The organism is Rhodococcus sp. 21391 (genome assembly GCF_016772255.1).
GTDB classification, from domain to species: Bacteria; Actinomycetota; Actinomycetes; order Mycobacteriales; family Mycobacteriaceae; genus Rhodococcus_F; species Rhodococcus_F opacus.
The window spans coordinates 6,561,642-6,588,135 of sequence record NZ_CP063781.1; the positions used below are offsets into that span (position 1 = coordinate 6,561,642).

The window sequence follows — 26,494 nt, forward strand, 5'->3', positions numbered from 1 at the left end:
ACGAGGAAACCCCCGGCTGCCGTGGCAACCGGGGGCCGACCTCGACGCTCGCCTCGATCAGGCGCCGACGTAGGCCGCGAGGTGCTCGCCGGTGAGGGTGGAGCGAGCGGACACCAGATCCTCCGGCCTGCCCTCGAACACGATCCGGCCGCCGTCGTGGCCGGCGCCCGGGCCGAGGTCGATGATCCAGTCGGCGTGCGCCATGACCGCCTGGTGATGTTCGATGACGATGACCGATTTACCGGAGTCGACGAGCCGGTCGAGCAGCCCCAGCAGCTGTTCGACGTCGGCGAGGTGCAGGCCGGTGGTCGGCTCGTCGAGGACGTAGGTGTCGCCCTTGTCGGCCATCGCGGTGGCCAGCTTGAGCCGCTGCCGTTCGCCGCCGGACAGCGTGGTCAGCGGCTGTCCGAGGCTGAGGTAGCCGAGCCCGACGTCAGCGAGCCGCTGCAGAATCTTATGTGCCGCCGGGATCCGTGCCTCGCCGGAACCGAAGAACTCCTCGGCCTCGGCCACCGGCATCGCGAGCACTTCGGCGATATTCCGGCCGCCCAGCGTGTACTCGAGCACCTCGGCCTGGAAGCGCTTCCCCTCGCACTCCTCGCACGGGGATTCGACGGTGGCCATCACGCCCAGGTCGGTGTAGATGACACCGGCGCCGTTGCACGTGGGGCAGGCACCCTCGGAATTGGAGCTGAAAAGTGCCGGCTTCACGCCGTTGGCCTTCGCGAACGCCTTGCGGATCGGCTCGAGCAATCCGGTGTAGGTCGCCGGGTTGCTTCGCCGGGAGCCTTTGATCGCGCCCTGGTCGATCGACACCACGCCGTCCCGCCCGGACACCGAACCGTGGATCAGCGAGCTCTTGCCCGAACCCGCCACACCGGTCACGACCACCAGCATGCCGAGTGGAATGTCGACGTCGACGCCGCGCAGGTTGTGGCTGTCTGCGCCTCGCACCTCGAGCGCGCCCGACGGTGTGCGCACCGACTGCTTCAGCGACGCGCGGTCGTCCAGGTGCCGCCCGGTGAGCGTGTCACTGGACCGCAGACCCTCGACGGTGCCCTCGAACACCACCTGGCCACCCTCGGTGCCGGCGCGCGGGCCGAGGTCGACGACGTGGTCGGCGATCGCGATCGCCTCCGGCTTGTGCTCCACGACCAGCACCGTGTTGCCCTTGTCGCGCAACTGCAGCAGCAGGCCGTTCATCCTCTGGATGTCGTGCGGGTGCAGGCCGATGGTCGGCTCGTCGAAGACGTAGGTGACGTCGGTGAGCGACGAACCGAGATGCCGGATCATCTTCGTGCGCTGCGCCTCTCCTCCGGACAGGGTGCCCGACGGCCGGTCGAGTGAGAGGTACCCCAACCCGATCTCCGTGAACGAGTCGAGGAGATGTTGCAGCCCGGTGAGCAGCGGCGCCACCGACGGTTCCTTCAGGTCCCGGACCCAGTCGGCGAGGTCGCTGATCTGCATCGTGCAGACGTCGGCGATGTTCTTCCCCTTGATCTTCGACGATCGCGCCCCCTCGCTGAGTCGGGTGCCGTCGCAGTCGGGGCAGGTGGCGAACGTGATCGCCCGCTCCACGAACGCGCGGATGTGCGGCTGCATGGCGTCGACGTCCTTGGCCAGGAACGACTTCTGGATCTTCGGGATCAGACCCTCGTACGTCACGTTGACGCCCTCGACCTTGATCTTGGTCGGCTCCTTGTAGAGCAGGTCCTGCAACTGCTTCTTGGTGAACTTCGCGATCGGCTTGTCCGGGTCGAAGTAGCCGCAGCCCCGGAAGATGCGGCCGTACCAGCCCTCCATGCTGTAGCCGGGGATCGTCAGCGCCCCCTCGTTCAGCGACTTGCTGTCGTCGTACAGCGCCGTCAGGTCGAAGTCGGTGACCGCGCCCCGGCCCTCGCATCGCGGACACATGCCGCCGGTGATGCTGAAGCTCCGCCGCTCCTTCGTCTGCTGGCCACCGCGCTCGATGGTGACCGCGCCCGCGCCGGAGATCGACGCGACATTGAAGGAGAACGCCTGGGGTGATCCGATGTGCGGCTTCCCGAGCCGGCTGAACAGGATGCGGAGCATCGCGTTGGCGTCGGTGGCGGTGCCGACGGTGGAGCGGGGGTTCGAGCCCATCCGCTCCTGGTCGACGATGATCGCCGTCGTCAGCCCGTCGAGAACGTCGACGTCGGGTCGCGCCAGTGACGGCATGAAGCCCTGCACGAAGGCGCTGTAGGTCTCGTTGATCATCCGCTGCGACTCCGCGGCGATCGTGGCGAACACCAGCGAGCTCTTGCCCGAGCCGGAGACACCGGTGAACACCGTCAGCCGGCGCTTCGGGAGCTCGACACTGATGTCCTTGAGGTTGTTCTCGCGCGCGCCGTGGACGCGGATGAGATCGTGACTGTCGGCAAGGTGCAGATCCGGCGACCCTGAATCTTCCCGTCGCTTCGCTCGCCCCGTCGTGCCCGCCTTCGTGGCCGTGCTCATCGTGTCTCCCTCTGTTGGGCGGAGCCGCCTTCGCGGTCTCCGTCGGCGTCGATCAGCGCAGTTCCTGGATGCGAACCATGTTGCCCGCGGGATCGCGGAAGGCGCAGTCACGGACTCCGTACGGCTGCTCGGTCGGCTCCTGGACGACCTCCGCGGAGTCGCTGGCCTGCAGTTTCTCGAAGACGCCGTCGAGATTCCTGGTGGCCAGGTTGATCGCTGCGTAGGTGCCCTTGGCCATCATCTCGGTGATGGTTCGGCGCTCGTCGTCGGTGATGCCGGGGTCGGCGGCCGGCGGATGCAGGACGATGGACGTGCCGGGCTGGTCGGCCGGGCCGACCGTGATCCAGCGCATCCCGTTGTAGCCGACGTCGTTGCGGACCTCGAAGCCGAGAGTGTCGCGATAGAAGGCCAACGCGGCGTCCGGGTCGTCCTGCGGGAGGTAGGTCTGGTGAATTGTGATGTCCATGGGATCACGATAATTACGAATCAGCGACCTGCGCTTCTCGATTCCTGATCGGTCTGGTGACCTGTTTCGCCACGCACGACGGAATGCCCGCCGTCGCGTCCGCCTCCTGGCGCCGGTAGGTGCTGGGCGGGACTCCGGTCAGCTCGGTGAACCGCGTGCTGAAGGTGCCCAGCGACGAGCAGCCGACCGCGAAGCAGACCTCGGTGACGCTGAGGTCGCCGCGACGCAGCAGCGCCATCGCCCGCTCGATGCGCCGCGTCATCAGGTACGAATACGGAGACTCGCCGTACGCGAGCCGGAACTGGCGGCTGAGGTGCCCGGCCGACATGTTCACGCCACGGGCGAGCGACTCGACGTCCAGCGGTTGCGCGTGCTCTCGATCGATCCGGTCACGGACTCGGCGCAGCAGCGCGAGGTCGCGTAGGCGCTGGTTCTCAGCGGTACTGCTCGTCACACACGAAATCGTGCCACGTCGCACCGGAGTTGCCTAGCGTTTCTCGTCGCACCCACGCTCCTCACGCCGGGTCGGGCGTTGCCCCTCGACAGTGGTCGACGAGCGAGACCTGTTCGTCCGGGGCCGGGAGCCCGTCCCGCTCCGCACCGTCCAGGTGGCGAGCTTCCACCGAACCCAGCTGCTCCCAATAATTCTCCGAACGCGCCAGCGGAGTTCGCCGAAAATCCATGCGTCGCCCTTCCTGGGTTGCCAGGTGCAGTCGTTGACCGGGGCACCCGGGCCGCCGCGACCGTTACCGCGTCGCCGCGGCCCGCCACCCCTCCGCATCGAGTCTTCCCCGCACCGCGAAGCCGAGACAGGGCCGTTCGGCCCTACCACCACGAGATCGGAAGCCGCCTGATCGACGGCTGCCGCCGAGATCAGTAATGTTGGATGGCGTCCGGCCGTCTCACGCGGCCACGCTTCCGGAACGCCTCGATCACCGAGGAGGAGCGGATGACCGAGATCGATACCTCGCACGAGCAGTGCCTCGTCGACGCCTTGCGTGCACGGGACGAGTCGGCATTCGCCGAACTGGTCGACCTGCACACACCGATGATGCTGCGCGTAGCGCGAGGGTACGTGGCCAGCGCCGAAGTCGCGGAGGACGTCGTACAGGAAACCTGGATCGCCGTGCTCCAGGGCATCGACCGATTCGAAGGCCGATCCACGCTCCGTACCTGGCTGTTCCGGATACTCGTCAACATCGCCAAGAAACGGGGAGTGCGGGACCGGCACGATGTCGACGCCGAACTGGCCGCCTACACGGGCAGCGCCTCCGTGGACCCGGCCCGGTTCCTGCCTGCATCCTCCCCGGAGGATCCACACCACTGGGCGACTCCGCCGACCAGCTGGCCGGAGACCCCCGAAGGGTCGGTCCTGGGTGCGGAGGTCCTCGACGTCGCCGGCCGCGAACTCGAGCACCTACCCGACCGCCAGCGGATCGTGGTCGTTCTGCGTGACGTCCTCGGCTACGACGCCGAGGAAGTGTCCGCGATGCTCTCGATCACCCCGGCGAACCAGCGGGTGCTGCTGCATCGGGGTCGCGCACACGTGCGCCAGGCCCTCGAGGACTATCTTGGAACGGGAGCGTGAGATATGGACTGCCAGGACCTCGTCGAACTCGTCACGGCCTACCTCGAGGATGACATGGATCCCGATGCCCGGGTCCGATTCGAAACCCATCTGGGCGAATGCCCGGGCTGCGCCACCTATCTCGAGCAGATCGAGCAGACGGTGCACACCCTCGGCGCGCTCCCGCCGGACGAGCTCGATCCGGCGTTGCGGGACCGCCTGCTCGCCGCGTTCCGCGACTGGCGCTAGCGGCGGAGAACTCACCGCAAAATAATGTCCGGCAGGGTGTAACGTTTCGCGCCCTGGCGGACACCATCCGAGTAGCCGTGAACGTCGGGTTCGCGGCACTCGGACAGGAATTCAGACCATGAACGCCACACATTCGCACCAAGACGACCGACGCACCCACCGCGGCTCGCTGCGGAAGCGGATCGCGACAGTGGTGGTGGCTGCAGCCGCACTCGGCGTCCTTCCCGTCGGCGTCGCGGGCGCGGTTGCCCCGGCCGCGGAACACCCGGTCGCCGCAGTGGCCGCCCCTGACACCGATCGCGACATCCCCGGCGGCAACGACGATCGGACCCGCGATCGGCAGCGCGACCAGCGTCAGGAACGCAGGGCCGAGAACATGCCCACCGATCAGGTCCCGATCATCTGGAACGTCATCCCGTCATAACGGCTGACGCTCTCCGACCACAGTCCAGATGTCATGCCGTGGAAGGGTACTCGGCAGAGTGCCCGTCCGAGGCCGTTGTCCGCCCAGAGTAATTGCGTCCGCCGCCCCGGCACGTCCGTCAGGTGCGCAATCCGTCAGCGGGAGTTGTCGAGGGCGTCGTGGCACGGGTGTTCGTTTACATCAGACACCCGCCATCGACAATTGCGTCCCGAGCCGGGTGAACACCTCCGGGAACGGTGGTGTCGCGACGCACGGGGAGATGATCTGCGATCCGAAATGTGCGACGACGAGGTCGAGTTCGCGGGAGACGAACAACCGCTGGCCGTGGATTCCACTCGCCATGAAGGAGTCGAACGGGTCGTTGAGGATCCACCAGTAGTCCCGGTAGCTCATCGTGGCAGGCGAATTCGCCGACGCTCGCGGCAACCGCACCTGAGCGGTCGCTCCGTCGGGGACGGTGCTGATCGCACGCACCACCGACGCTGGCACGATCTGGCGGTCGCCGAGAGCGCCGCCGCAGCGAAGCATCTCCCCCACCTTGGCGATGTCCCGGAGGGTGGCCGCGTAGCCTCCGCAGGCGGTTTCGACGCCGGCGGCGTCGAGGATGTACCGGGCGTCCTCGTCGGCACCGATCTTCGACCAGATCAACTCGCTCATCAGGTCCGAGACGGTCGCGCCGGTGACGCGGCTGATCAGCGCGCCCATCGCCTCGCAGCTTCCGTTCTCGTAGTGGAAGACCTCGCCGTACGGGCCGGTCGCGCGGGCCGTATTCAATCGGTCGAGCAGGGTGGTCGGGCCGTCGTATCCGTCGGGCCACATCCCGGGAGCCACGACTGCCCACCACCGGTGTGCCTCGACCTCACGATGGAACTTTCGTCCCCCGTAGGCCACCTGTGTCGTCATGTCGAGCAGATGACGAATAGTAGCGTCACCGAACGCCGTTCCCGCCAACTCGGGAACGTATGTGGAGACCTGATCGTCCCGCGTGAACAAGCCCTGGTCCTCGAGCATCCCGGCGAGCAGGCCGATGAACGCCTTGGCCATCGACGCAGTCAGGTGCAGGTCCTGACGACGGAGGCCGTGCAGGTACTGCTCGTAGACGACCGCGCCGCGGTGCAGCACGATCATCCCGTCCGAATGCGAGTCGACGAGGAACTGGTACAGCGTGCTCGCTCCCCCGCCTCCGGACTCGACGGCGAGCCGTGAGAGGTCCTGCAACTGCTCCGGCAGTTCCCGGCGCGGACCGTCGCCGCGCCACACTCGACGCGTGGGACCGGTCTCGCCGACGGCCGTCGCCTGCCGGCGGACTTGCACCGGGTCGGTGAATCCGAGCGTCCATTTCAGTTCTGCGAGTGGCAATTGCGACACAGCGGATCTCCTCTGTCGGATCGGGATACGTGCTGGGGAACATCGAGTTTCAGGCCGGTGCGGCAAGGGCGGCGCCTGCCGTCGCGAAAACGGCGAGGCTGACGACGGCGGGAATCAGGAGGCCGAGTGGGCGGGGGTCGTCGGTGCGCCGGCGGTATCGGCGGTGCCGCGTCACGGCACCCGCTCCCACCGCCGCGGCAGCGCCGCAGGCTCCGGCCACCGCAACGACGTGCGCGAGGTGCGGGTGCACGAGCGCGGAACGGACGACTGCGGCGAGGCACAGGCAGACCGCCGGTAGCGTGCGGCCCCACGCCAGCACCGTACGTTCGGCCTGCAGCCCCTGTGGCGGCGCGGTCACGTCACCGCCCAGACGACGCCGAACGCGGCAGCGAGACACACACCCGCGACCACGGCCGGGGCCAGACGCGATGCCGGTAGCGGCACGGCGCGGCGCATCGCGGACTGCACGGACCGCCACCGCAGCAGCGCACCGACCGCGACGATCGCGGCCAGCAGGATGCAGACCGCACCCAGTGTGTCGTGGAACGCGGATCCGCCTCGCGGCAGGTAGAACTGGCTGACCGCGACCCCGCCCGCCAGAAGAGCGAGCGCGGTACGGATCCAGGCCAGGAAGGTCCGCTCGTTGGCGAGCGTGAATCGGTAGTCGGGCTCCGTCTCCGTGTCGGCGCTCACGGGAGCAGAAGGAATCGGGCGATGCCGTTCTTCTGGATCTCGGAGGATCCGGTGAGGATCCGGAACATCCGCAGACGCTGGAACAGCGATTCCACCTCGCGGCCGCGGACGACACCCGATTTACCGTGGATCTGCACGGCGGCATCGGCGATCGCGAACGCCTTCTCCGCCACGAACAGCTTGCACATGAAGGCTTCGATCCGCGGCCGCTCGCCCCGGTCGAGCGCGGCGAGTGCGTCGTAGGTCATCGACCGAGCCGCGTAGTAGTCGGTTGCCATGTCCGCCAGCCGGTGCTGGATGCTCTGCAGCATGCCGAGCGGCGCGCCCTGCACCTGTCTGGTGCGGGCGTAGCCGACGGACAACTCCAGGGCTCGGCGTGCACCGCCCAGCGCCGTCGGGCAATGCAGGAGCCGGTTGACCGTGACGCGACCGAGCCCGATCTTCAGCCCCTGCCCCACCTCACCGAGCAACTGTTCCGGTCCGACATAGCAGTTGTCGAGAACGATGTCGGCCTCGATGTGCTGGCCCGACATCGGGGTCTCGCCCTGCTGCACCGTGCATCCCGGGGTGTCCAGGTCGACGAGGAACGCGGAGTAACGCGGGCCGCCGTCGCCGTCGTCTGCCATCTTCGCGATGAGGATGGAGAAGTCCGCGAACGGTCCGGCCGTGGAGAACACCTTGTGACCGGTCAGGCGCCACCCGTCGCCGTCCGGGGTGGCGGTGGTGAGCATGCCGCGCACGTCGGAGCCGGCGTCGTTCTCCGTGAGCGAGAAGCAGCACGCGCGCTCGCCGCGCGTGACGGGGAGCAGGTACTTCTCGATCTGGTACTCGGTGGCGTACTGGAAGATGCTGCCCACCCGCAGCGGTCCGCCCATGTCGCCGAGTACCGAGGTCGACAGCACCCGCGGTGACGCGCCCACTTCTTCCTTCAGGGCGGCGAGTTCGGTGAACGACAGTCCCGCGCCGCCGAGGTCCGCGGGCAGGCTGACACCGTAGAAGCCGAGGTCGCGGCTGCGTCGCCACACCGGCTCGAGCGTCTCGCGGGTGTACACGCTCCCGGAGGTGAGGCCGAGTTCGCGTTCGTAGTCGGCGAGTTCGCCGTCCAGGTAGTCACGCAGCCGTGCGACGAGGTCGTGCAGGCGAGGATTGTCGTCGTAAGTGGGGTTCAGGGTGAAGGTCATCGGAGGCTCCGCTTTCAGTTGACGTGGCGGGCGGCCTGCGCCCAGTAGCATTCGCGCACCGACTTGCGGTCGATCTTGCCGTTGCGGTTGACGGGGAGGCTGTCGACGAAGTCGATCGAACGCGGCTTCTTCATTCGCGCGAGGCGTTCGGCGCAGTGCTCGATCAGCTCGTCCTCGGTCACCGGGGTCCGCGTGACCACGACGGCTTTGACTGCCTCCCCCCACTTCTCGTCGGGAACACCGACGACGCACGCGCCGGACACGGCCGGGTGCTCGTACAGCGCTGCTTCCACCTCGCTGCAGTAGATGTTGAACCCGCCCGAGATGATCATGTCCTTCTTGCGGTCGACGATGAACAGATAACCGTCGTGACGGAAGTACCCGACATCCCCGGTGTGGACCCAGCCGTCGACGAACGTCTCCGCGCTCAGATCCGGCTCGTGCCAGTACTCGCGCACACAGTCGGGGCCGCGCGCGACGATCTCGCCGATCCCGCCTGCCGGCAGTTCGTTCCCTGCGTCGTCCACCACGCGAACCTCGGTGTCGAATACCGGTCGCCCGCACGACTTCAGCAGTTCCGGATCGGATTCGACGCCTCGCACGACGTCGTCGTAGGTGAGCACGGTGATGCCACTCGTCGTCTCCCCGAGACCGTATCCCTGCATGACGACGGGGCCGAACATCGCGACGGCGTCGCGTAGCCGTTGCGGTGAGACCGGGGCGCCGCCGACGCCGACGCACCGCAGGCTCGACAGGTCGACGTCGTTCGCGGCCGGATGGTCCATCAGCATGTTCAGCATCGTCGGAACGACGAAGGTGGTGGTGATGCGTTCCTTCTCGATGGTGCGCAGGAACAACTCGGTGTCGAAGGCAGGCAGGACGACGACCGCGCCGCCGCGGGCGAGCACGCCGAGCATCATCATTCCGGAGGCGTGGGTGATCGGTCCCGGGGCGAGATACCGGTCCGTGTCGGTGGGCGCGCCGGTCGGGCTCATCAAGCGTTTGCGCATGTTGGCGAGTCGGTTTCCGTACGTCTGCACGGCGGCCTTGAGTTTTCCGGTGGACCCGGACGTGTAGTTGAGGACGGCGGGCGCGTCTTCGGTGACGTCGACGGCGACGGGATCGCCGAGTCCGTCGGCGAGGAGGTCCGCGTGCCGGTCCGCGCCGGGTGCGCTGTTCCCGTAGTCGTAGACGGCGATGTCGAGGCCCAGATCCGCGACGACCTTCAACGCGACGTCGGCGTGCGCGGGGTCGACGAAGAGCGTCTTGACGTTCGCGTCACGCAGGACGTGGCCGAGTTCGTCGGCTCCCAGGCGCGCGTTGACGGGAACGCGCACGAATCCCGCCTTGCACACGGCCATCTCGGTCACGACGAGTTCTCCGCAGTTGCCGGCGAAAGTGGCCACCGCGTCGCCGATCCCGAGGCCGGTGCGCATCAGCGCGGAGGCGAGACGGTTGGTCGAGTCGTCGAGTTCCCGGTAGGTCAGGCGACTGTCGCCGCACACCACGGCCTCGCTGTCCGGCCGGAACTTCGCACTCCGGGTGAGGTAAGTACCGAGATTCATACAGTCTCCAAGATCGACGTGTTGATCGTTATTGGACATAGTGTCCAGCATCGGGCGCGATGTCAAGGGTGCACTATGCTGACGGGACTGCTGACGTGAGACGAAGGGCGGAAGTCACCGTGGCCACCGAAGACCGGCGTGTGCGACGCACCAAGCGGCTGCTGCGTGACGCACTCGTCTCGCTCGTGCTCGAACGGGGATATTCCGCAGTCACCGTGGAAGACGTCACCGAACGTGCCGACGTCGGCCGCGCGACGTTCTACACGCACTACACGGACAAGGACGAACTGCTCGGCCAGATCGTCGCCGACCTCGGCGAGGACCTGAAGGAGCGGTTGCGGCCCCTCGTGTCCGACTCCTCGGTGGGATTCACCGGCAAGCCGGTGCTCGAAATGTTCCGGCACGCCGCCGAGGAACGCGACGCCTACCGCGTCGTACTGCGCGGCGAGGGCGACGGGCGCGCACTGCGCCGATTCGTCGACGAACGGACTGCCCTTGCCGCCCAGATCTTCTCGGCCCGATCCGACGCGAACGGGGTCACACCCCGCATCGACATGGAAGTGCTGTCGCGGGCGTGGGTGGGCGAACAGGTGACGGTGCTGCAGTGGTGGCTCGAATCCGATCCACCACCGCTCACACCGGAAGCCGTCACCGAAATGTTGCTGGAGCTGTCGCTGCGCGGACGCTACTGGGCATCCGGCTTCGACGGCTCACCCTCGTAGGACGACGGCGCCACCGGAGAGTCGCGCACCGCGGCACTGTCTCGTGCGTACGGCCGGTACAGCAGGCCGGAGCACAACCCGTTGACGACGGTGAGCGCCACGGTCACGAGCAGGAGCGCTCCCTGCAACCCGATCGCTTCGCCCAGATAGCCGACCAGCAGCGCATATCCCGCGTATGCGAGCGCCTCCACCGTCGACACCGACACCGCGAAGGCCAGCGCCCGTTGTTCCGGGCGCACCACAGCCATGATCAGCGGACGGTTGACCACCGGCACCTGCCCTTGCAGGAACCCGACCACCGCGAAGATCGCGACGAAGAATCCGATCGACGACGTCGCCATCTGCAGCTCGACGAATACCGCTGCCGCGAAGGACAACTGACTGGCCTGCAGCATCATCACCCGTCCACTCGCGGGCCACCGGCGGTGCACGGCGTCGTTGAGGCGGCCGCCGACCACGGTTCCGAGCAGGTACCCGATCGCGAACGGCGTAGCGACGATCGCTGCGGTGGCCGTCGAGAATCCCCGCTCCTCCACCAGGAACACGATGCCGAAACTCATGATCACGTTCTGCCCCGAGAACAGCCGCTGCACCAGGATGTAACGGAACGTCTTGATGCGCAGCAGCTCCTGCACACCGGCGACGACGTTCTGCGCCTTCTCCTCCGCTTTCATCGCCGCGCCGCCGGCCCTGTGCTCGCCCGCGCCGGGCCGTGTGTCGTCGAGAAACACGACGACGAGAACACCGATCAGAATGCACATACAGCCGGAGAGGACGTAGCCGTACCGCCAGCCGTCGTCGAACCCCGACAGCTGACCGAACAGCGGGGCGCTCACGCCGGTGATGATGGCGACGCCGCCGTACAGCATCCCGGTGGCCCGGCCGCGCCGTCTGTCGTCGTAGAGATCGCCCATGATCTCGAGAGCGATGGGCCCCGCGCCCGCGAAGCCTGCAGCCGCGATGCCGTACAGGATGACGAACTGGGTGAAACTGCTCGACAGGCCCGCCAGGATCACCCACACACCCCAGAAGCCCGAGCACGTCGCAAGCACGGCCCGGCGCGAGAACCGTTTGGCGAGGAACACCCACGGAACCGCGGCGAAGATGCCCACCGCCTTGGACACCGCCACGATGACGCCGAGCGCCGACGCCGAGAGCCCCAACGCCTCCCGCATCAACGGGAACAACACCGTGGTGATGCTGTTCTCGGCGTTGTCCATCGCGGTCGAGGCCGTGAGCAGACCCAGGTTCTTCCCCCGGGTCCGCCTGCCGGCCGTCAGCGTGTGCGTGGTGGAGACGTCCAGTGCCATCTGCGTCCTCTCGACGAGTCACCCTGCGATGCGTGTGGTCCGGATCACAGGAGCCAATGCTGGCGACAGTATCTATAAATGGACGCTGTGTCTATATTTGGATTTTCGGAGCCCGGAATAGTGACGCGTTTTCCGGATTCACGCTCGCAGGAAAGGACTGCACCGGGACCGACCCCGTCATCACCCCTGATCAGCCTCCTCACGCACGCGGTGATCGTGCAAAACAGACCGCACACCCGTTAATCTCGAATCGAGAACGGGAAGTCGACCCGCACGGGTTCGAGGGCCGTGGGAACCGGGATATCAACGAGGAGCGCGACCATGCCGATGGCACCGTTCGACCCCATCACTGCGATCTACACGCCGGCTCACGCCTGGATGTACGAGACCATCGTGGCCCCGGCCGTCTACCGCTCACGCCACGTCATCGACGAGTACTTTCTGCCGCATCTCCCACCGAACGCCCGCATTCTGGACGTCGGATCGGGCGGGGCACTGTTCACGAACTACATCGCCGACCAGCGCCCCGACGTGCACATTCTCGGCCTCGATCTGTCGGAAGCCCAGATCAAGCGCGCCACCAAACGCATGCGTCACTACGGCCACCGGGTCCGGTTCGACGTCGGCGACGCCACGCGGCTCGACTTCCCCGACCAGACATTCGACGGTGTGATCAGCTACGGCTCCATCAAGCACTGGTCGTCGCGCGAGGCCGGACTCGCCGAGTGCGTGCGTGTCCTCAAACCTGGTGGCCCGCTGCTGATCACCGATGCGGACCGCAGCACGAGTTTCGAGGACGCCGAAAAGTTCGTCGAGAACTACAAGGCGCCGCGCGTCCTCGGCAGCATCAATCTCGCGATCTTCCACACCTGGATCGCCGGTCGCTCCATCAGTCTCGACGAGGCGCGTGATCTCGCGAGCCGACTCGATCTCGTCGACGAGCACGTCTCCCGCATCACCGAGATGCCACTCGTCATGATTTCCGGGCGTCGGCCTGCGTGAACCTCACCGTCCGTCACGTGTCCGGGCCGGCAGTGCGGCGATGCCGCTGATGAACGCGGAGAGCAGCAGCGCCGGTTCACCCACCGCGTGGAGTGCGGGGTGGGCGGTGAAGAGTTCTTCGAGCATGACGCGCAGCTCCAGCCGTGCGAGGTTCATACCCAGGCAGTGGTGAATGTCCTTCGCACCGAAACCGAGATGCTTGCCGGCGTTCGCCCGGGTGATGTCGAACCGGCCCGGACCGTCGAAGATGCGTTCGTCGTGGTTCGCGGACAGGTACCACATGACGACCTTGTCCCCCGCCGCGATGTGGGCGCCGCCGAGCTCGGTGTCGACGGTCGCGGTGCGCCGCATGTAGGGCACCGGGGAGGCGAAGCGGATCACCTCGTCGATCGTGTTGTCGATGTGGCCGGCGAAATCGGCGAGCAGCAATTCTCTCTGGTCGGGGTGCTCGGTGAGCAGATGCAGCGCCCAGGCCAACGCTTGCCGGGTGGTCTCGAAACCGGCCGTGACCAGCAGGATGACGAACGAACCGAACTCGGTCGGTGTGAGGGTCTCGCCGTCGACCACCGTCGACACCAGCCGGGACGTCAGATCCTCGCCGGGATCCGTCTTGCGTCTCTCACCCAGTTCGAGGGCGTACCCGTAGATCTGGCCCAGGCCGGCCGCGCCGCCGGGTGCGGTGACGAACTCCTGATCACCACCTCCGGCGATGACGTCGGCCGCCGCGGCCAGGATCATCGGCCGGTCGCTCTCCGGGATCCCCAGCAACTCGCAGATCACCTGCACCGGCAACCGGGTCGCAACGTCGGGAACGAAGTCGAACTCGGCATCTCGGGGAAGGCCCGCGGCGATCTGCGCAGCGTAGCCGCACACCCGCTCGGCGATGCCCCGCACCGACGCCGCGGTGAACGCCGATTGCACGATGCCGCGCAGACGCCGGTGCCGGGGGTCGTCCATGGCGATCATCGACATGGCGAACTCGAGGATCTCGGCCGGGACGTCGTCGATGGTGAAGCCCTTGGCCGAGGAGAAGACCTCCGGGTTCCGGCTGACCGCGACCACGTCGTCGTATCCGACGACCGACCAGAAGCCCGGACCGGCTGTTTCCGCGTGGAACTCGATCGGCGCTCGCTGACGAAGCTCCTCGAACATCGCGCGACGGCCCGCGAAACTGCGGTCCCAGAACGCGCGTGATGCGGGCGAGACGATTTTTTCGGACGCAGAACCCGTCACCGGTCCCCCTCGGTCGGTCGTATCGATACTGCGACCCTACTGGGGAAGCCGTGGTTACGCTGATGAGGCATCACCGCAGGTCAACAGCTATGATCATAGGATCACCCGGCGGTGCGCCGGAGATGAAACGGGGAGGATCGACCTGTGGCGTCGAGGGTTCGGCTCGGCAACCTGCGAGAGGTGCGCGATCATCCGTGGGGGATGACCGAGACCGGGTTTCGCGCCGACTTGACCCAGCCCGAAGCGTTCGCCAGAGGTCGTGGCCCGTTTCCCGGTGATGCCGACAGCGTCCGGTCCGAGCGTGAACTGTTCGTCACCGCGCCGGACGACGAGGTGCTCGCGGTGGCGACGATCACCGGGGTCCGCGAGTACGACGAACTCGTCGTCGACGGAGACCTGGTTGTCGATCACGAACGGGTGGGGACGCGGCTGCTGATACGAACCCCGGCCGAGAACGTCTTCTCCTGCGCGGACGAGGAATCGGCGTGGGCGGGCTCGATCGAGCGGGCGCGATGGGTCTACGTGCGGGCGCTGGTCGAGGTCGCAACGGTCAAGACGGCGTCCTACGACCGCAGGCTCGCGGGCGCAGATCCCGCCGCCGACCCCGAGGTGACCCTGGCGACTGCCAACGAGACGATGCAGGTGGTTCCGCGGTACGTGATGATCCACCGCAGCGGAAAGCTGCGTCTCGGCGGCCCGTACGCCGACACCGCGGACTGGGACGGCCACGTCGAACCCTGGACGGGTTACGGGTACGTCGACTGCCTGCGCCTCGACGACGTCCTGGGCACCAGCGGCGACCTCGACATCGACGTGCTCCGGCCGCTCACGTCGCGGGCCACCGCCGCGGAACTTCTCGAGTCATTGGGCTGGGACAAGGTCATCCGTCGATTCGTCGACGACCGCACACCCCCGCAGTAGCACCGAGCCGGCAGTGATTGCCGCGGGCGCTTGGCCTGTTCGGCCGCGACCCGGGTCTGATCGGTGGCATTGTGAGTACGGGCTGTTATCTCATCGTGGGTGCGGCACGGCCGCACAGGTGCTACTCGGCTGGGCTTCGTCCAGCCGCCGAAGTTCATTGCAGAAGGCATGATCCGTTACCACTCGACGGGAGTTCATCGCATGGCCACGCACACCCATCTCGGGCACATCTTCCATATCGCCGGCACACCGAAAGTGACCGAAGCCGCGGCCGCCCTGGTATCGATTCCCGACGGCGCCCTGGTGCTGGACGACGGCGGGCGAATCGTGTTCTGCGGTGACCGAGTCGAGATCCCGTCGGAATACGAGTCCGGCACCGTGCACGACCACAGGCCCGGCTTTCTGCTGCCTGGGTTCGTCGACACCCACGTCCACTTCCCGCAGACCTACGCCGGCGACTCCTACGGCGGCGGCCAGCTGCTGGAATGGCTGACCCTGTGCATGTTCCCGTCGGAGACGAAGTTCGCCGACCCGGAGTTCGCGCAGCAGGCGGCCGTCGAGTTCACCAACCGGCGCATCTCCGCGGGCACCACGGCCGCCATGGTGTTCGGGTCGGCGTTCCCACATGCGCAGGACGCGTTGTTCACCGAGACGCAGAAGGCCGGTTTGCGGATCGTCAGCGGCCGCGGAATTCAGACCGTCGGCGGCGAAACCGCTCAGCCGCTGATGACCTCCGAAGAGGACGCGATCCGGCTCACCCGCGAGGAGATCGAGAAATGGCACGGCGCCGACACCGGCGATGTCGCCACGGCGTTGCTGCACGTGGCAATCATCCCGCGGTTCTCGCTATCGGTGACCCCCGAGACCCTGAAGAATCTCGGAGAACTCTACGAAGAGGTCCGGGACCGCGGGGTGTACGTGCACTCGCACCTCAACGAGAACAATCGGCCCGGCACCGGCGAGGTCGACTCGACCAAAGAGACCTATCAGGTGAATTCATACCTGGACACGTACGACGGGAAGTTCCTGCCCGGCTCTGAAGTGGGCGGGAAGAGCCTGCTGGGCCGACGCACCATCCTCGCGCACTGCGTGCACTGTCAGGATGTCGAGCTCGAACGGATGGCCGAGACCGGCACGTCCGTCTCGCACTGCCCGATCTCGCAGCTGTTCCTGGGATCCGGAACGATGCCGTGGAAGCGCACCGTCGCGTCGGGCGTCAACATCTCGGTGGGAACCGATTTCGGCGGCGGCGACGAATGGCTGATTCCCCGGGTGCTCGGCGACGCGTTCAAGGTGCACATCACCGAGGCCGGTGACGACGGGGTGTCGATGCATCCGGCCGAGATGCTGTTCGTCGGCACCCTCGGCGGCGCCCGGGCACTGGACATGGAGAACCGGTTCGGCAATTTCGACGTGGGTAAGGAAGCCGACTTCGTCGTCGTCGACCCGTCCGGCACGCCTGCGCTCGACGGCCTGCTGCGCAACGCCGTTCGCGCCGCCGATCCCGATCTGGCCCGCGATCAGACCCTGTTCGCGTTGCTGATGGGGATACGCGACACGTCCATCTCCGAGGTCTACGTCGCAGGCCGAAAAGCCAAGGCGTCCTAGACGGGTGGTTCCCCGTGACCGCCGGACGACCTCACGGTCGACCGGCGGTCACGGCTAGGGGTTCACCGACGAATGGTGGTTGGCAATCAGCCACTTTCCGTCTTCGTACCGATAGACCCACGTCACCCTGGCCGCCACATCTTGACCGTTGGCGTTGATGACCCAGCGGCCCACGTTGTAGGCGAGGTTGCAATCCGAATACTTGAAACTTTCTTCCATGCGGGCGATGGGATCGGCCTTGATCAGGTTGACGAAATACTCCGTTATCTCCTCCGGAGTGTCGGCGATAGGCACCGACAGGGTCGGCAGCAGCACCGCATCCGGCCGGTACAACGCGGCGACCCTGCTCGCGTCACCGCTTTCCAGTGCGTCATTCCAACTCGTGAAGAGCGCATCCAGTTCACTGTCTGTCGCGCGCACGCAATTGTCCTCGGAGTCAGAGGAACTGACCGAGGAACAGGCGACCGCCGAAATTGCCAACGCGAGAATCGCAAAGCCCAAGCCGAACGGTGTGGTATTCATACCAACCTCCGCGGAGAAAGGCGCCTACGGGAATTGACCCGCTAACCGATAAAGCGTAACTCCGGGACCTGGCTCTGCGGATCGGATCAGCGCACGTCGACCCACGCACGGGATGCGACCGATGCCGTGATGGCGTCGAGAGTTTCGGCCGCGGCCACGGCGTCGGCGATCGTTGCGCCCCGAGGCTTTCCGTCGACGATCGAGGCGATGAAGTTGTTCCCCTCGATGACCTTGAGGTCGTCGTAGCTCATCGAGGACGCGGAACCCGGCTGGAAACGGGCATACGCTCCGGCGTCGGGGCCCACCCACACCGTGGTGATCGACTGGTCCTGGTATTTGCTCCCGAGGCTCGTTCCGAGTTCGTTCATCCGGCGGAAGTCCCAGTACACCGCACCCTTGGTGCCGTGGATTTCGAACCCGTAGTTGTTCTGCTCGCCGACGGCCACGCGACTCGCGTCCAGCGTTACCCGTCCGCCGGACGACAGGCGAACCAGCGCGCTGACGAAGTCGTCGTTCTCCACCGGCCCCAATTTGCCGCCCGTCGCGCGCGCATGTCCGCTGGTGGCACCCGTCGGGACAGCGCGCTGGGGGATGAAGATCGCGGTGTCGGCCACGACTGCGTCGATGTCGCCGAGCAGGTACCGGACCAGGTCGACACCGTGCGAGGCAAGGTCTCCCAGAACGCCCGACCCACCGCGCGCGTTCTCGTAGCGCCAGCTCAGCGCCCCGTCCGGATGCGCGGCGTAGTCGCTGAGGAAGCGGAATCGCGAGTGCGTGATGGTGCCCAGTTCGCCCGACGCGATGAGGTCGTGCGCCATCGCGACGGCGGGTGCGTTGCGGTAGTTGAATCCGACGGCCGACTGGACGCCCGCCTTCTCGACGGCGGCGGCAACTGCCTTCGCATCCTCGGATGACAGCCCGACCGGCTTCTCGATCCAGATGTGCTTGCCCGCCTTGGCCATCGCGACACCGATCTCGCGGTGTAGGAAGTTCGGTGCGGTGATGCTGACTGCGTCGATGTTCTGGTCGGAGGCGATGTCACGCCAGTCGGTCAGCGCTACGCCGAACCCGAATTGGGCGGCGGCCTCCTCGGCGCGGCCGGGTACCTCGTCGGCGACGGCGCCCAGACGGATCGGGGGCGCTTCCGGGAAGTGGTGGCGCTGACGGAGATACGCGTTCGTGTGCACTCGGCCCATCCAGCCGAATCCGGCGACGGCTACTGCGATTTCGGTGGGGTTGACGTTGGTCAAGATCGACTCCGGAACTGATCGGGCGGCGTGTGTCTCTACGACAGTGCTGCGCGCCGGGAGCGAAGTCAATCGTTTGTGCTGACAAAGCGGCTCTCGAGGTGATTTTGATGGCTTTCCGACCTACTCGAACCTCACACCACCCTGCGCGGAGGGGACCGCTGAAAGCCCGACCAGCGGTCCCCTGCCGTGAGCCGGTGACCCTCACCCGGATCAACCAGCGCATTTCCGTCAGCGGCTACGCACCCGCGCGTCGCACCAGTGCCGGTACGCCGGCGTCGACCCGAACCATCCACTGATCCAGCGACTCGAACATCTCGTCCCCCGACGGTCCACCGGGAACAGAGAGTTCATGCAACGCTTGGCCTTCCGAAGGAACAAGCGAAACCTGAGGCGGAACGTCCTCACCCGATGCCGGCCCGACGCCCCGTCCGCACTTCGCAGGACAGCGGCGAGAATGCTGCCCTGCCCAGCGGCGAGAAAAAGCCCGCTGAGGGGTTGTCGACCAAGACATTTCGGTGTCCTTTCGTCGAATCACGAATGCGATACAGGACCGACCGTATGAGGAGATTCGACAGTGGAACCGAGTAGTCGACTACTCGAAATCTCTCGGCCGAGGGCCTGACCGGTCGACGCATCGATCGATGCGAACACGGAAACGAGCAACGGTCAGGTGGTCAGTTTCCGTTGCCGGTTCGCTGCCCGCCGGATCTGAAGGATCCGGACACCGCCGACGAGCGCCATGATCACCGCGCCCGCGATGGCCGCGAACAGCAGAGTGACACCGAGCGGGACCGTGAACTCCCAGACGAACAGTTCCAGGACGACGCTGTCGAGGTTCTGCAGGATGAACACGAGAAGCAGGACCAGGACGAGGATGCCGATGACCAGACCAGTCCAGGTCGCCCCGGTACGGGTGTGCTTGATCCCCTTGCCTCTCGCCACGTCCGACGGCACCCCGGAACCCGCGTCGTGGGGACGCGGGTCGGAGGACTGCACCTCACCACCAGGCGGGTGTCCTGTCGGGAGACCGGATCCGGAGTTCGGTGTTTCGTCCGTTGGCGGCAACATGAGACCCGATTACCCAGGCCGTCACCCCACCAACCGGGTCGGGGCTGTTCCCTCGGGCGCGTCGGGTTGTCGATCATCGTGGTGTAATCGCCGGGGGCAGGTAACGGTCGATCAAATCCTGGATGGGATCTGGCGCCACCTGCGGCGGGGGTGACACCGGGTCCTGCGCGAAGGCACCGAGCACGTCGCTGGTGTGCTGTTCGGCGGTGCCGTACGTGTTGGCCGATACCGAGAAATCAGGCCCGAACGACGCAGAAGCGACAACACTGGGCCCGTAGTCCGACCAGCCCCATTTGGTTCCGGTCACCGACGGCAGCCGCCCGGTGCCCCAGTTCTGATGGGTTCCGTCGGCGGCGGCGGGGGCCGCGGTGGCCATCCACTCCAGAATCTGGCTGTCCGGATCGATGGTCTTCTTCGCCTCGAGAAACGTCACGGTGTCCGCGGTGCTGGTCACCGCGTCGCCCCAGAATCCGGATCCCCGGGTACTGGTGAGCCGATACTCGGCGGCGATCACATCGATCGACTGCGGGTACTTGGCGTACGCCTGCGAGGCGGCGTTGTCGTCGCTGTCACGGATCATCCGCTGCCCGAGCGCGAGCTCCTCGGGCGAGCCGTCGCCGTGCCGGAGCAGGTAGTCGGCTACATACAGTTTCACGATGGACAATCCCGGCCTGGCTTCCCCCTGATTCGCCGTCCCGATGCGGGTTCCGCTCGGGGTGTGCATGAACGACAGCGCGGTCCGCCCCGGCACCTCGTCGATCCTGTCGGGCGTCGGCGCCGAGTGAGCCGTCATTCCGGACGCGAACGCGACGAGCCCGGCTACCAACAGCGACAGCGCGGAGCGACACACCCACCTGTTCATACCGCGCGAGTACCCGGTTCCACCGGGCTCAGCCGTCCCGGTCACCGGAAATCTGGTTCCTACGGTGTCGGTGTCCCGAGTCGGTGCGCCGATCGGCACCGTCGGTGCACACTGAACTCAGCCCCGCGGCCCGGATCGGTGCTCTTACCGGAACCGCGGAGGCGGTGCAGGAGGACCGGATGTTCCACCGCGGCGAACACGCCGTCACCGACGCTCCCACGCTCGACGAGGACCTGCTCGTCGAGCCCGTCGCCCGCCGCCGCCCGTGGGTCGAATTCTTCGCGTCCACGCCCGGACGGCTGTCCATGCTGGGGATCGCGCTCATCGCCGCGGTCATCGCGGCGGGCGCGATCACCTCGGCCGCGGTCGGCGCGCGGCAACAGCGCGTCGAGACACTGCGCACCCACACCGAGCCCCTGGCAAACGCCGCCCAGGCCCTCTACAGCTCGCTGTCGATCGCCGATGCCGCCGCTATCACGTCCTTCATCTCCGGTGGCGGTGGTGTCGAGTCGTCTACCGGCGCGGAGCAGTTCACCCAGGCGATCGGGGACGCGTCGAACGCGCTGGTCACGGCGACCAACGGGGTGTCGTCGCAGGACGCCGAATCGCTGGCGCTGCTGTCGGACGTGGTGCGCGACCTCGCCGAGTACTTCAACCTCGTGGCCACGGCTCAGGCGAACGACCGGGCCGGCAACCCGGTCGGGGTGGCGTATCTGGCCGATGCGTCCGCGCTCATGCAGGACACCATCCTCCCGTTGGCGGAGCGACTCTACGTCCATCAGGCCGAGGCGGTCGCCGAGACCCAGACGCACACCGCCCAGCTGCCCGCGGCCGCCTTCACGGTGACGGCGGCCGCCCTCGTCGCCCTCGTTCTCGCCCAGCTGTACCTCATCTGGAAGAGCAAGCGCCGGTTCAACCCCGGCCTCGCTGTCGCCACCCTGCTGATGGCCGGGCTTCTGTTGTGGCTGATCGCCGGAAGCCTGGTGTCGACATCGGCGAGTGAACACGCGAGAACCGAAGGAACGCAACCCATCAACGCGGTTGCCCGCGCTCGCATCCTGGCGCAGCAGGCCCGCGCCGACGAAACTCTCGCCATCCTGCAACGCGGGTCCGACACCCAGTCGGAAGTCGACTACGCGCGGCACTCCCAGACCTTGTCCGACGAGCTCACCCGGCAGCTGGAGAGCTCGCATGGTCGCGCCGCCGAGCAACACCTCCGCGACGCCGTGACGGCTCGCGACGGCTGGCTGGCCGCGCACCGGGACATCGAGGGCGCCCTCGAGCGCGGTGACTACCCGACAGCTGCGGCGATCGCCGCCGGATCCGGCTCGGGCACATCGTCGACGCAGTTCGCCGCCCTGGACGAGTCCCTCAGGAACGCGATCGAGCGACTCGGCAACGACGAGGCCAGCGCGGTGACGGACGTCTACCGGTCGATGTCGGCACTGGCAGTCGGTAGCATGATTATTGGCGTGTCCTGCGGATTCGCCGTCGGCGGGGGAATTTGGCCGCGATTGAACGAGTACCACTGATGACACAGGTGAGGCTTTCGAGACCGGTGGCAAGACGGTGCGCCCGGCACCTCGTCGGCGTTCTTGCCGTCGCTGTCCTCGCCAGCTGCGCCGCACCCGACCCTCTCACCCCGCCCATCACGGGCACCTACACCGCACGACCGATGACGGAAGGCGCACAGATCATCCCGCCCACGAACAGTCCGCCGCCTGAACCGCCGCTCCCCGAGTCGTGCGGGTCGCTCGCGAGCCTGCGACCCGGCCCGCAGCCCCCGCCCGGGCAGATGCCGCCCGGGGGATCACTCGCCGAGATCGCGGGACGGGGCCGGTTGATCGTCGGCGTCGACCAGAACACCAATCTGTTCAGCTTCCGAGACCCGACCACGGGCACCCTGCAGGGGTTCGACATCGATGTGGCGAAGGAGATCGCTCGGGACATCTTCGGCGATCCGACCAAAATCGAGTTCCGGCTGCTCACCTCCGCCGGCCGGTTCTCCGCACTCGAGAACAATGACGTAGACGTCGTCGTCCATGGCTTTTCGATCACGTGTGAACGTGCACAACTCGTCGGCTTCTCCACCGAGTATGTCCGCGCCTTTCAACGCATTCTGGTCCCTCGGGGTTCCGACATCGCCGGACCGGCGGACCTGGCCGGAAAGCGGGTCTGCACCTTCATCGACACCACGTCGCTTGGCACCGTCCAACGGGTCGCGCCGGACGCCACGATCATCGCGGTCCCCGACTGGGACGACTGCCTGGTCACCATGCAGAAGAAGCAGGCCGACGCGACCAGCACCTCCGACTCGATCCTCGCCGGACTCGCTTCCCAGGACCGGAATCTTCAGATCGTGGGGCCACGGCTGGAGGCAGAAGAGCACTGGGCGATCGGTGTCAACAAGGGCAGGGAAGATCTGGTGCGGTTCGTCAACGGCACCCTCGACCGACTACGTGCAGACGGCACGTGGACGAGCATCTACGACCGGTGGCTAGCGGCCCCGCTCGGACCCGTCGCGGGCCCGCCCCCACCTACCTATCGTGATTGATGCGCATGAAACGTCGGGCGCCGCGACCGCGCTTATCCCTCGTCGAGGACGCCGCGAGCGAGGCAGTCTTCGAGTAGAAATGAAAATGCAGGCCGCCTCTGGTGCGTCAATATTCGCGATGAACGCACGCGAGGTCGCATGCGCATATCCGTGGCGGTCGAATTATTCTGCTTCACGATTCAACAGCACATTTCGGGTCAGCTGTTTCTACCGCTGGGTCACGATGTCGACTCTTCTCGCCCGCCTCTCCGACACGGGGGGTGCCACGGGTTGCGAGCTAGTGCACCCGAGTCCTCGCGACGGCGTGCAGCCGCGGTCGAAGCACATACCTACTGATCAGACCGGCGGCCCGGCTGCCCCCAGGCGAGCCGGGCCACCCCTGTCCCGAATTGCTCCGTCGGTCAGCCCAGGCCGATGCCGCCGCCGAAGGTGACACTCAGCCAATTCAGGAAAATTCACGGGGCTTCTCTTACTCCATTTATCGCGTTCGCGATCGCGGAACGTTTCACCAAACCCGAATGTTCTCACATGATGAAATTTAACAACCGTCCATATTGATCCGAATAATGGATCAATTCGTTCACGTGCATGGTGAGCAATCAGAGGGGCCGCTGGACTACAGGGGACACATCACGCGGCCGCGGTGCGGTAATCACCTTCGAGCGTCTGGGGCGGGTCGGTTCTCCGGGCGGGGGTGGGCCCGGGCCCAGGCGGCGTAGCGGGCGGCGAAGGGGGCGGCGGTGAGTCCGTGCGCCAGGACGGAGAGTGCGATCGTGATCACCGCGGTGGTCAGGAGTAATTCTTCGTGGGGTAGCTCGCCCGGTTCTTCGACGATGAGGATGGCGAAGACGATGGTGGCGAGGCCGCGGGGCCCGAACCAGCCCAGAAAGGCCAGGGTCGGGGCGCGTGGATGGGTGCCGACAAGGGACAGTGCGACGGGGATCATCCGGACGACGGTCAGGCTCACGACGGCGTACCCGAGCACGGCCCAGGAGAGACTCCCGAGTGCGGGACCGAGCAGCACGGCGCCGAAGACGATGAAGGTCACGGCGCTGAACAGGTCACCGGTCTCGTCGATCATGTGCCCGGCGTCGTCGTCGACGTCGGCGCGGCGCCGGAGTGCGCCGAAGGTCAGTCCGCCGACGAAGGCGGCGATGAATCCGGAACCACCCAGCGGCACGGCGGCGGTGTAGGCGAGCAGTGCTGCGGTCACCGGCACGGTGTGCGCCCACAGCGGGTCGAGGGCGTGGCGCCGACCGGCCGTCACCAGGACCGTGGCGGCGAGTACGCCTGCCACGACCCCGGCGACGACCCCGTATCCGATCTGCTCGGTGACCAGACGGGCGGCCGCACCATCGCCGATCGCGCCCGCTTCGGCTTGCGCGATCGCGAGCACGATCAGGAACAATGGCACACAGATACCGTCATTGAGGCCGCTTTCGACGTTCAAGCCCTGGCGTATCCGCATCGGCAGCACGGGGAGGGTGACCACGGCCTGACCGAGCGCGGCGTCGGTGGGGGCGAGGATCACCGCGAGCAGCAACGCCTCGGGCCAGGCGAGATCGCCGAGCACGATCGCGGCGGCACCGAATCCGGCCGCGATGGTCAGCGGCAGACCGATACCGAGAAGTCGCGCAGGTAAGGAAATCTCGGTGCGGAGTTCGGCCAGGTCGACGTGTGCAGCGTCGGAGAACAGCACCAACGCCAGGGTCACCTCGGCGAGCAGTTTGACGATCTCGGCGGTGGCGTGCACGTCGACCACGCCGGCCGCCTCCACGCCGAGCAGGAGCCCGGTGACGGTGAAGACGATCGGGGCGGTGATCGGCGTGCCCGCAACGCGCCGGGAGATCCCCGCGAAGCCGAGCAGGACCACGGCGATCGCGGGCAGCGCCCACGTCATGGCGGCCACGCCTCACACCCGGTCGATATCGCCGTGGCGCGAGGTCGTGTCGTGAGGCCGCAACCCTCGATTCGCATGATGAATCCCCTGTCCCATCGTCGTCCTCATAGGTTGCGGAAATGCCTGTCGCACTGTTCGTTGTCGCTAGCCGTTCATCTCGCCGGTCGATATGGCCGTGCGGCTCGGTCTCTGTCGGGGTGCCAGGTCGAGACGGCCCAGATCACCACGGCGTTGAGGGTGATGATCGTGATCGCCCACATGGGGTAGTAGGGCAACCAGAGGAAGTTGACGATGATCGAGATTGCGCAGATCACCATGGCGCCCCCTCGCGCCCAGGTGGCACCGGTGAACAGGGCGATTCCGGCGGCGGTGACGATCGCGCCGAGAACCAGGTGGGTCCACCCCCATGCGGTGAGGTCGAATTGGTAGGTGTAGTCGACTCCGGTGACGATTACCTCGTCCTTGGAGATCGCGGACAGGCCCTGGAGTAGCTCGAGGACACCGACGGTGACCAGCAGAACCGCCCCACCCATCGCGGACCCTTGCGCCACACCGCGTTTGACCACAGATTCCTCGGACATGACCGTTTCCCTTCCCGGGCAACGCGTGAAGTTTCCGGCGAACTCCATTGTCCTCCGGTCGGGCCGGTGATGGCGGCAATTCGCGGCAGATGTGGTCCCGCCGAGTTGTCTCCAGGACCGGGAGCACGGGGACGACGCCCAAGCGTGATGGATTCGAAGCACGGACCGCCGGATCTCCGGTCATCTCGGAACGTCTATGTAGCGGTTGCGCCTCGGGGTTGATCGTCGGTGTCGGGTAAGGGACGTCGGCAGATTTCGCGGGCTTCGTCGGCCGAGAGGCCGAACATGCGCAAGAGGTCCTCGGTGACCTGGTCGGTGTCCTCCGCGTCGTCACGTTCGGGGTGGTCGTGCAGCAGTTGACCGAGACAGAGTGCGGCCCCCGCTGTGATTGTCAGGGCCAGTTCGGGGTCGCGTACGTTGAACCGGCCCGCGCGGGCAGCTGCCTCGATGTCTCGACGAGCTCTCGGCGCCAGACCTTTGTCCGAGCTGACCAGACTCGGGCCGTCGCGGAGCAGTACTTTGCTCAGTTCGGGATTCCTGCGATGCAGGCGTCCGGTCAGACGGAAGCTCTGCGCAAAGATCTGGGCAGGGTCGTCCAGATCTGCGGTCAGTTCGTCGAGCACCGCGCCGTGGCGGTCGAGGGCCTCCTCCACTGCCGCATGGAAGAGCTCCTCCTTGGTCTGAAAGTGGTTGTAGAACGACCCCATTCCGACATCTGCGGCCTGGGTGATCTCGAGAATCGGGGCGGTCAGCTTCCCCGCCGCCATGAAGGACTGGGCTGCGCGTACGAGTGCGGCGCGGGTACGCGCCTTGCGCCGTTCCAGGCGGTTCGGTGCATCGGCGATCTGCTCGGTCATGCCTGCGTGCCCTTCTCCTGATCCGTCTGACCCTCCCCCCACACTACCCGCGCGTCATCAATATTGACGAATTCCTCAAATTCGGCAACTACTCCACTCCGCGAGCAGTCGCC

The 26,494-nt window shown here is 66.7% G+C and carries 26 protein-coding genes; 9 read left to right on the forward strand and 17 right to left on the reverse strand.

Features of this window, described 5'->3' with window-relative positions:
• Positions 1-57: 57 nt before the first annotated feature.
• From GO592_RS30380 to GO592_RS30390, 3 genes are read right to left on the reverse strand one after another with little or no spacing between them, the layout of a single operon-like run.
• Positions 58-2,478 carry an ATP-binding cassette domain-containing protein gene (locus GO592_RS30380; RefSeq protein WP_007296239.1) on the reverse strand — a complete coding sequence of 807 codons (2,421 nt, stop codon included), beginning with the start codon at positions 2,476-2,478 and terminating at the stop codon, positions 58-60.
• A gap of 52 nt (positions 2,479-2,530) precedes the next feature.
• Entirely contained in the window at positions 2,531-2,944 is a 414-nt protein-coding gene (locus GO592_RS30385) for a VOC family protein (RefSeq protein ID WP_005260756.1), read from the reverse strand.
• Between the two features lie 13 nt (positions 2,945-2,957).
• The gene (locus GO592_RS30390; protein WP_005260757.1) at positions 2,958-3,398 is read right to left on the reverse strand and encodes a helix-turn-helix transcriptional regulator; all 441 of its coding nucleotides are present in this window, start codon (positions 3,396-3,398) and stop codon (positions 2,958-2,960) included.
• A 432-nt stretch (positions 3,399-3,830) separates the two neighbouring features.
• Here GO592_RS30390 and GO592_RS30395 point away from each other — a divergent pair, with 432 nt between their 5' ends.
• The 3 genes from GO592_RS30395 to GO592_RS30405 all read left to right on the forward strand — a co-directional run bounded on the left by GO592_RS30395 (position 3,831) and on the right by GO592_RS30405 (position 5,184).
• Entirely contained in the window at positions 3,831-4,532 is a 702-nt protein-coding gene (locus tag GO592_RS30395) for an RNA polymerase sigma factor (protein WP_007296240.1), read from the forward strand.
• 3 nt (positions 4,533-4,535) lie between these two features.
• Entirely contained in the window at positions 4,536-4,760 is a 225-nt protein-coding gene (locus GO592_RS30400; protein WP_005260758.1) for an anti-sigma factor family protein, read from the forward strand.
• A gap of 118 nt (positions 4,761-4,878) precedes the next feature.
• Positions 4,879-5,184, forward strand: a complete 306-nt coding sequence (locus GO592_RS30405; RefSeq protein WP_007296241.1) for a hypothetical protein — start codon at positions 4,879-4,881, stop codon at positions 5,182-5,184.
• Between the two features lie 180 nt (positions 5,185-5,364).
• Here the strand turns inward: GO592_RS30405 and GO592_RS30410 are convergent, their stop codons facing one another.
• Genes GO592_RS30410 through GO592_RS30430 form a run of 5 tightly spaced genes read right to left on the reverse strand, consistent with a single transcriptional unit; the run spans position 5,365 to position 9,991 of the window.
• Positions 5,365-6,552, reverse strand: a complete 1,188-nt coding sequence (locus GO592_RS30410; protein ID WP_007296242.1) for a serine hydrolase domain-containing protein — start codon at positions 6,550-6,552, stop codon at positions 5,365-5,367.
• Between the two features lie 49 nt (positions 6,553-6,601).
• A complete protein-coding gene (locus GO592_RS30415) occupies positions 6,602-6,910 on the reverse strand; it encodes a DUF202 domain-containing protein (protein ID WP_007296243.1) in 309 nt (102 codons plus the stop codon).
• Positions 6,907-7,245: a YidH family protein gene (locus GO592_RS30420; protein WP_007296244.1), complete on the reverse strand. Its 339-nt coding sequence runs from the start codon at positions 7,243-7,245 to the stop codon at positions 6,907-6,909. Before GO592_RS30420 ends, GO592_RS30415 begins: the two co-directional genes overlap by 4 nt.
• Complete coding sequence (locus GO592_RS30425; RefSeq protein ID WP_007296245.1) at positions 7,242-8,426, reverse strand: acyl-CoA dehydrogenase family protein; 1,185 nt, start codon at positions 8,424-8,426, stop codon at positions 7,242-7,244. Before GO592_RS30425 ends, GO592_RS30420 begins: the two co-directional genes overlap by 4 nt.
• A gap of 14 nt (positions 8,427-8,440) precedes the next feature.
• Entirely contained in the window at positions 8,441-9,991 is a 1,551-nt protein-coding gene (locus GO592_RS30430) for an acyl-CoA synthetase (protein ID WP_007296246.1), read from the reverse strand.
• 119 nt (positions 9,992-10,110) lie between these two features.
• Between GO592_RS30430 and GO592_RS30435 the strand changes: the two genes are divergently transcribed.
• Complete coding sequence (locus GO592_RS30435; protein WP_005566148.1) at positions 10,111-10,713, forward strand: TetR/AcrR family transcriptional regulator; 603 nt, start codon at positions 10,111-10,113, stop codon at positions 10,711-10,713.
• On the opposite strand, the gene GO592_RS30440 is transcribed toward GO592_RS30435, so the two are convergent.
• The gene (locus GO592_RS30440) at positions 10,677-12,023 is read right to left on the reverse strand and encodes an MFS transporter (protein WP_007296247.1); all 1,347 of its coding nucleotides are present in this window, start codon (positions 12,021-12,023) and stop codon (positions 10,677-10,679) included. The genes GO592_RS30435 and GO592_RS30440 overlap by 37 nt on opposite strands.
• A gap of 321 nt (positions 12,024-12,344) precedes the next feature.
• Here GO592_RS30440 and GO592_RS30445 point away from each other — a divergent pair, with 321 nt between their 5' ends.
• Positions 12,345-13,025, forward strand: coding sequence for a class I SAM-dependent methyltransferase (locus tag GO592_RS30445; protein ID WP_005260767.1), 681 nt, complete (start codon positions 12,345-12,347; stop codon positions 13,023-13,025).
• Positions 13,026-13,028: 3 nt separating this feature from the next.
• Here the strand turns inward: GO592_RS30445 and GO592_RS30450 are convergent, their stop codons facing one another.
• On the reverse strand, positions 13,029-14,258 hold the full coding sequence (locus tag GO592_RS30450; RefSeq protein WP_202714997.1) for a cytochrome P450: 1,230 nt from the start codon (positions 14,256-14,258) through the stop codon (positions 13,029-13,031).
• Positions 14,259-14,402: 144 nt separating this feature from the next.
• On the opposite strand from GO592_RS30450, the gene GO592_RS30455 reads away from it, so the two are divergent.
• The gene (locus GO592_RS30455; protein ID WP_007296249.1) at positions 14,403-15,179 is read left to right on the forward strand and encodes a hypothetical protein; all 777 of its coding nucleotides are present in this window, start codon (positions 14,403-14,405) and stop codon (positions 15,177-15,179) included.
• 201 nt (positions 15,180-15,380) lie between these two features.
• On the forward strand, positions 15,381-16,787 hold the full coding sequence (locus GO592_RS30460) for a guanine deaminase (protein ID WP_007296250.1): 1,407 nt from the start codon (positions 15,381-15,383) through the stop codon (positions 16,785-16,787).
• 54 nt (positions 16,788-16,841) lie between these two features.
• On the opposite strand, the gene GO592_RS30465 is transcribed toward GO592_RS30460, so the two are convergent.
• The 4 genes from GO592_RS30465 to GO592_RS30480 form a co-directional block, all read right to left on the reverse strand.
• A complete protein-coding gene (locus tag GO592_RS30465; RefSeq protein WP_005260771.1) occupies positions 16,842-17,309 on the reverse strand; it encodes a DUF4440 domain-containing protein in 468 nt (155 codons plus the stop codon).
• 86 nt (positions 17,310-17,395) lie between these two features.
• On the reverse strand, positions 17,396-18,559 hold the full coding sequence (locus GO592_RS30470; protein WP_007296252.1) for a Gfo/Idh/MocA family protein: 1,164 nt from the start codon (positions 18,557-18,559) through the stop codon (positions 17,396-17,398).
• 666 nt (positions 18,560-19,225) lie between these two features.
• Positions 19,226-19,627, reverse strand: a complete 402-nt coding sequence (locus GO592_RS30475; protein WP_193385473.1) for a LapA family protein — start codon at positions 19,625-19,627, stop codon at positions 19,226-19,228.
• A gap of 73 nt (positions 19,628-19,700) precedes the next feature.
• A complete protein-coding gene (locus GO592_RS30480; RefSeq protein ID WP_005566135.1) occupies positions 19,701-20,489 on the reverse strand; it encodes a hypothetical protein in 789 nt (262 codons plus the stop codon).
• Positions 20,490-20,572: 83 nt separating this feature from the next.
• On the opposite strand from GO592_RS30480, the gene GO592_RS30485 reads away from it, so the two are divergent.
• Entirely contained in the window at positions 20,573-22,021 is a 1,449-nt protein-coding gene (locus tag GO592_RS30485) for a hypothetical protein (RefSeq protein WP_007296254.1), read from the forward strand.
• A complete protein-coding gene (locus GO592_RS30490) occupies positions 22,021-23,043 on the forward strand; it encodes a glutamate ABC transporter substrate-binding protein (RefSeq protein ID WP_007296255.1) in 1,023 nt (340 codons plus the stop codon). The genes GO592_RS30485 and GO592_RS30490 overlap by 1 nt, the downstream gene beginning before the upstream one ends.
• Positions 23,044-23,695: 652 nt before the next feature.
• Here the strand turns inward: GO592_RS30490 and GO592_RS30495 are convergent.
• From GO592_RS30495 to GO592_RS30505, 3 genes are all read right to left on the reverse strand, one after another.
• Positions 23,696-24,943: a cation:proton antiporter domain-containing protein gene (locus GO592_RS30495; protein WP_039950660.1), complete on the reverse strand. Its 1,248-nt coding sequence runs from the start codon at positions 24,941-24,943 to the stop codon at positions 23,696-23,698.
• Between the two features lie 152 nt (positions 24,944-25,095).
• Positions 25,096-25,524 (reverse strand): DUF7144 family membrane protein, encoded by a 429-nt coding sequence (locus GO592_RS30500; protein ID WP_039950662.1) that lies wholly within the window; start codon positions 25,522-25,524, stop codon positions 25,096-25,098.
• A gap of 194 nt (positions 25,525-25,718) precedes the next feature.
• Positions 25,719-26,381, reverse strand: a complete 663-nt coding sequence (locus GO592_RS30505; RefSeq protein WP_007296258.1) for a TetR/AcrR family transcriptional regulator — start codon at positions 26,379-26,381, stop codon at positions 25,719-25,721.
• Positions 26,382-26,494 lie beyond the last annotated feature (113 nt).

Excerpts from the sequence above, each read along its gene's own strand:
- GO592_RS30465 (WP_005260771.1), bottom strand. The coding sequence starts at position 17,309 with ATGAATACCACACCGTTCGGCTTGGGCTTTGCGATTCTCGCGTTGGCA.
- GO592_RS30405 (WP_007296241.1), top strand. The coding sequence starts at position 4,879 with ATGAACGCCACACATTCGCACCAAGACGACCGACGCACCCACCGCGGC.
- GO592_RS30480 (WP_005566135.1), bottom strand. The coding sequence starts at position 20,489 with ATGAACAGGTGGGTGTGTCGCTCCGCGCTGTCGCTGTTGGTAGCCGGG.
- GO592_RS30400 (WP_005260758.1), top strand. The coding sequence starts at position 4,536 with ATGGACTGCCAGGACCTCGTCGAACTCGTCACGGCCTACCTCGAGGAT.
- GO592_RS30395 (WP_007296240.1), top strand. The coding sequence starts at position 3,831 with ATGGCGTCCGGCCGTCTCACGCGGCCACGCTTCCGGAACGCCTCGATC.
- GO592_RS30385 (WP_005260756.1), bottom strand. The coding sequence starts at position 2,944 with ATGGACATCACAATTCACCAGACCTACCTCCCGCAGGACGACCCGGAC.
- GO592_RS30440 (WP_007296247.1), bottom strand. The coding sequence starts at position 12,023 with ATGGCACTGGACGTCTCCACCACGCACACGCTGACGGCCGGCAGGCGG.
- GO592_RS30495 (WP_039950660.1), bottom strand. The coding sequence starts at position 24,943 with ATGACGTGGGCGCTGCCCGCGATCGCCGTGGTCCTGCTCGGCTTCGCG.
- GO592_RS30500 (WP_039950662.1), bottom strand. The coding sequence starts at position 25,524 with ATGTCCGAGGAATCTGTGGTCAAACGCGGTGTGGCGCAAGGGTCCGCG.
- GO592_RS30505 (WP_007296258.1), bottom strand. The coding sequence starts at position 26,381 with ATGACCGAGCAGATCGCCGATGCACCGAACCGCCTGGAACGGCGCAAG.
- GO592_RS30430 (WP_007296246.1), bottom strand. The coding sequence starts at position 9,991 with ATGAATCTCGGTACTTACCTCACCCGGAGTGCGAAGTTCCGGCCGGAC.
- GO592_RS30490 (WP_007296255.1), top strand. The coding sequence starts at position 22,021 with ATGACACAGGTGAGGCTTTCGAGACCGGTGGCAAGACGGTGCGCCCGG.
- GO592_RS30475 (WP_193385473.1), bottom strand. The coding sequence starts at position 19,627 with ATGTTGCCGCCAACGGACGAAACACCGAACTCCGGATCCGGTCTCCCG.
- GO592_RS30445 (WP_005260767.1), top strand. The coding sequence starts at position 12,345 with ATGCCGATGGCACCGTTCGACCCCATCACTGCGATCTACACGCCGGCT.
- GO592_RS30460 (WP_007296250.1), top strand. The coding sequence starts at position 15,381 with ATGGCCACGCACACCCATCTCGGGCACATCTTCCATATCGCCGGCACA.
- GO592_RS30380 (WP_007296239.1), bottom strand. The coding sequence starts at position 2,478 with ATGAGCACGGCCACGAAGGCGGGCACGACGGGGCGAGCGAAGCGACGG.
- GO592_RS30425 (WP_007296245.1), bottom strand. The coding sequence starts at position 8,426 with ATGACCTTCACCCTGAACCCCACTTACGACGACAATCCTCGCCTGCAC.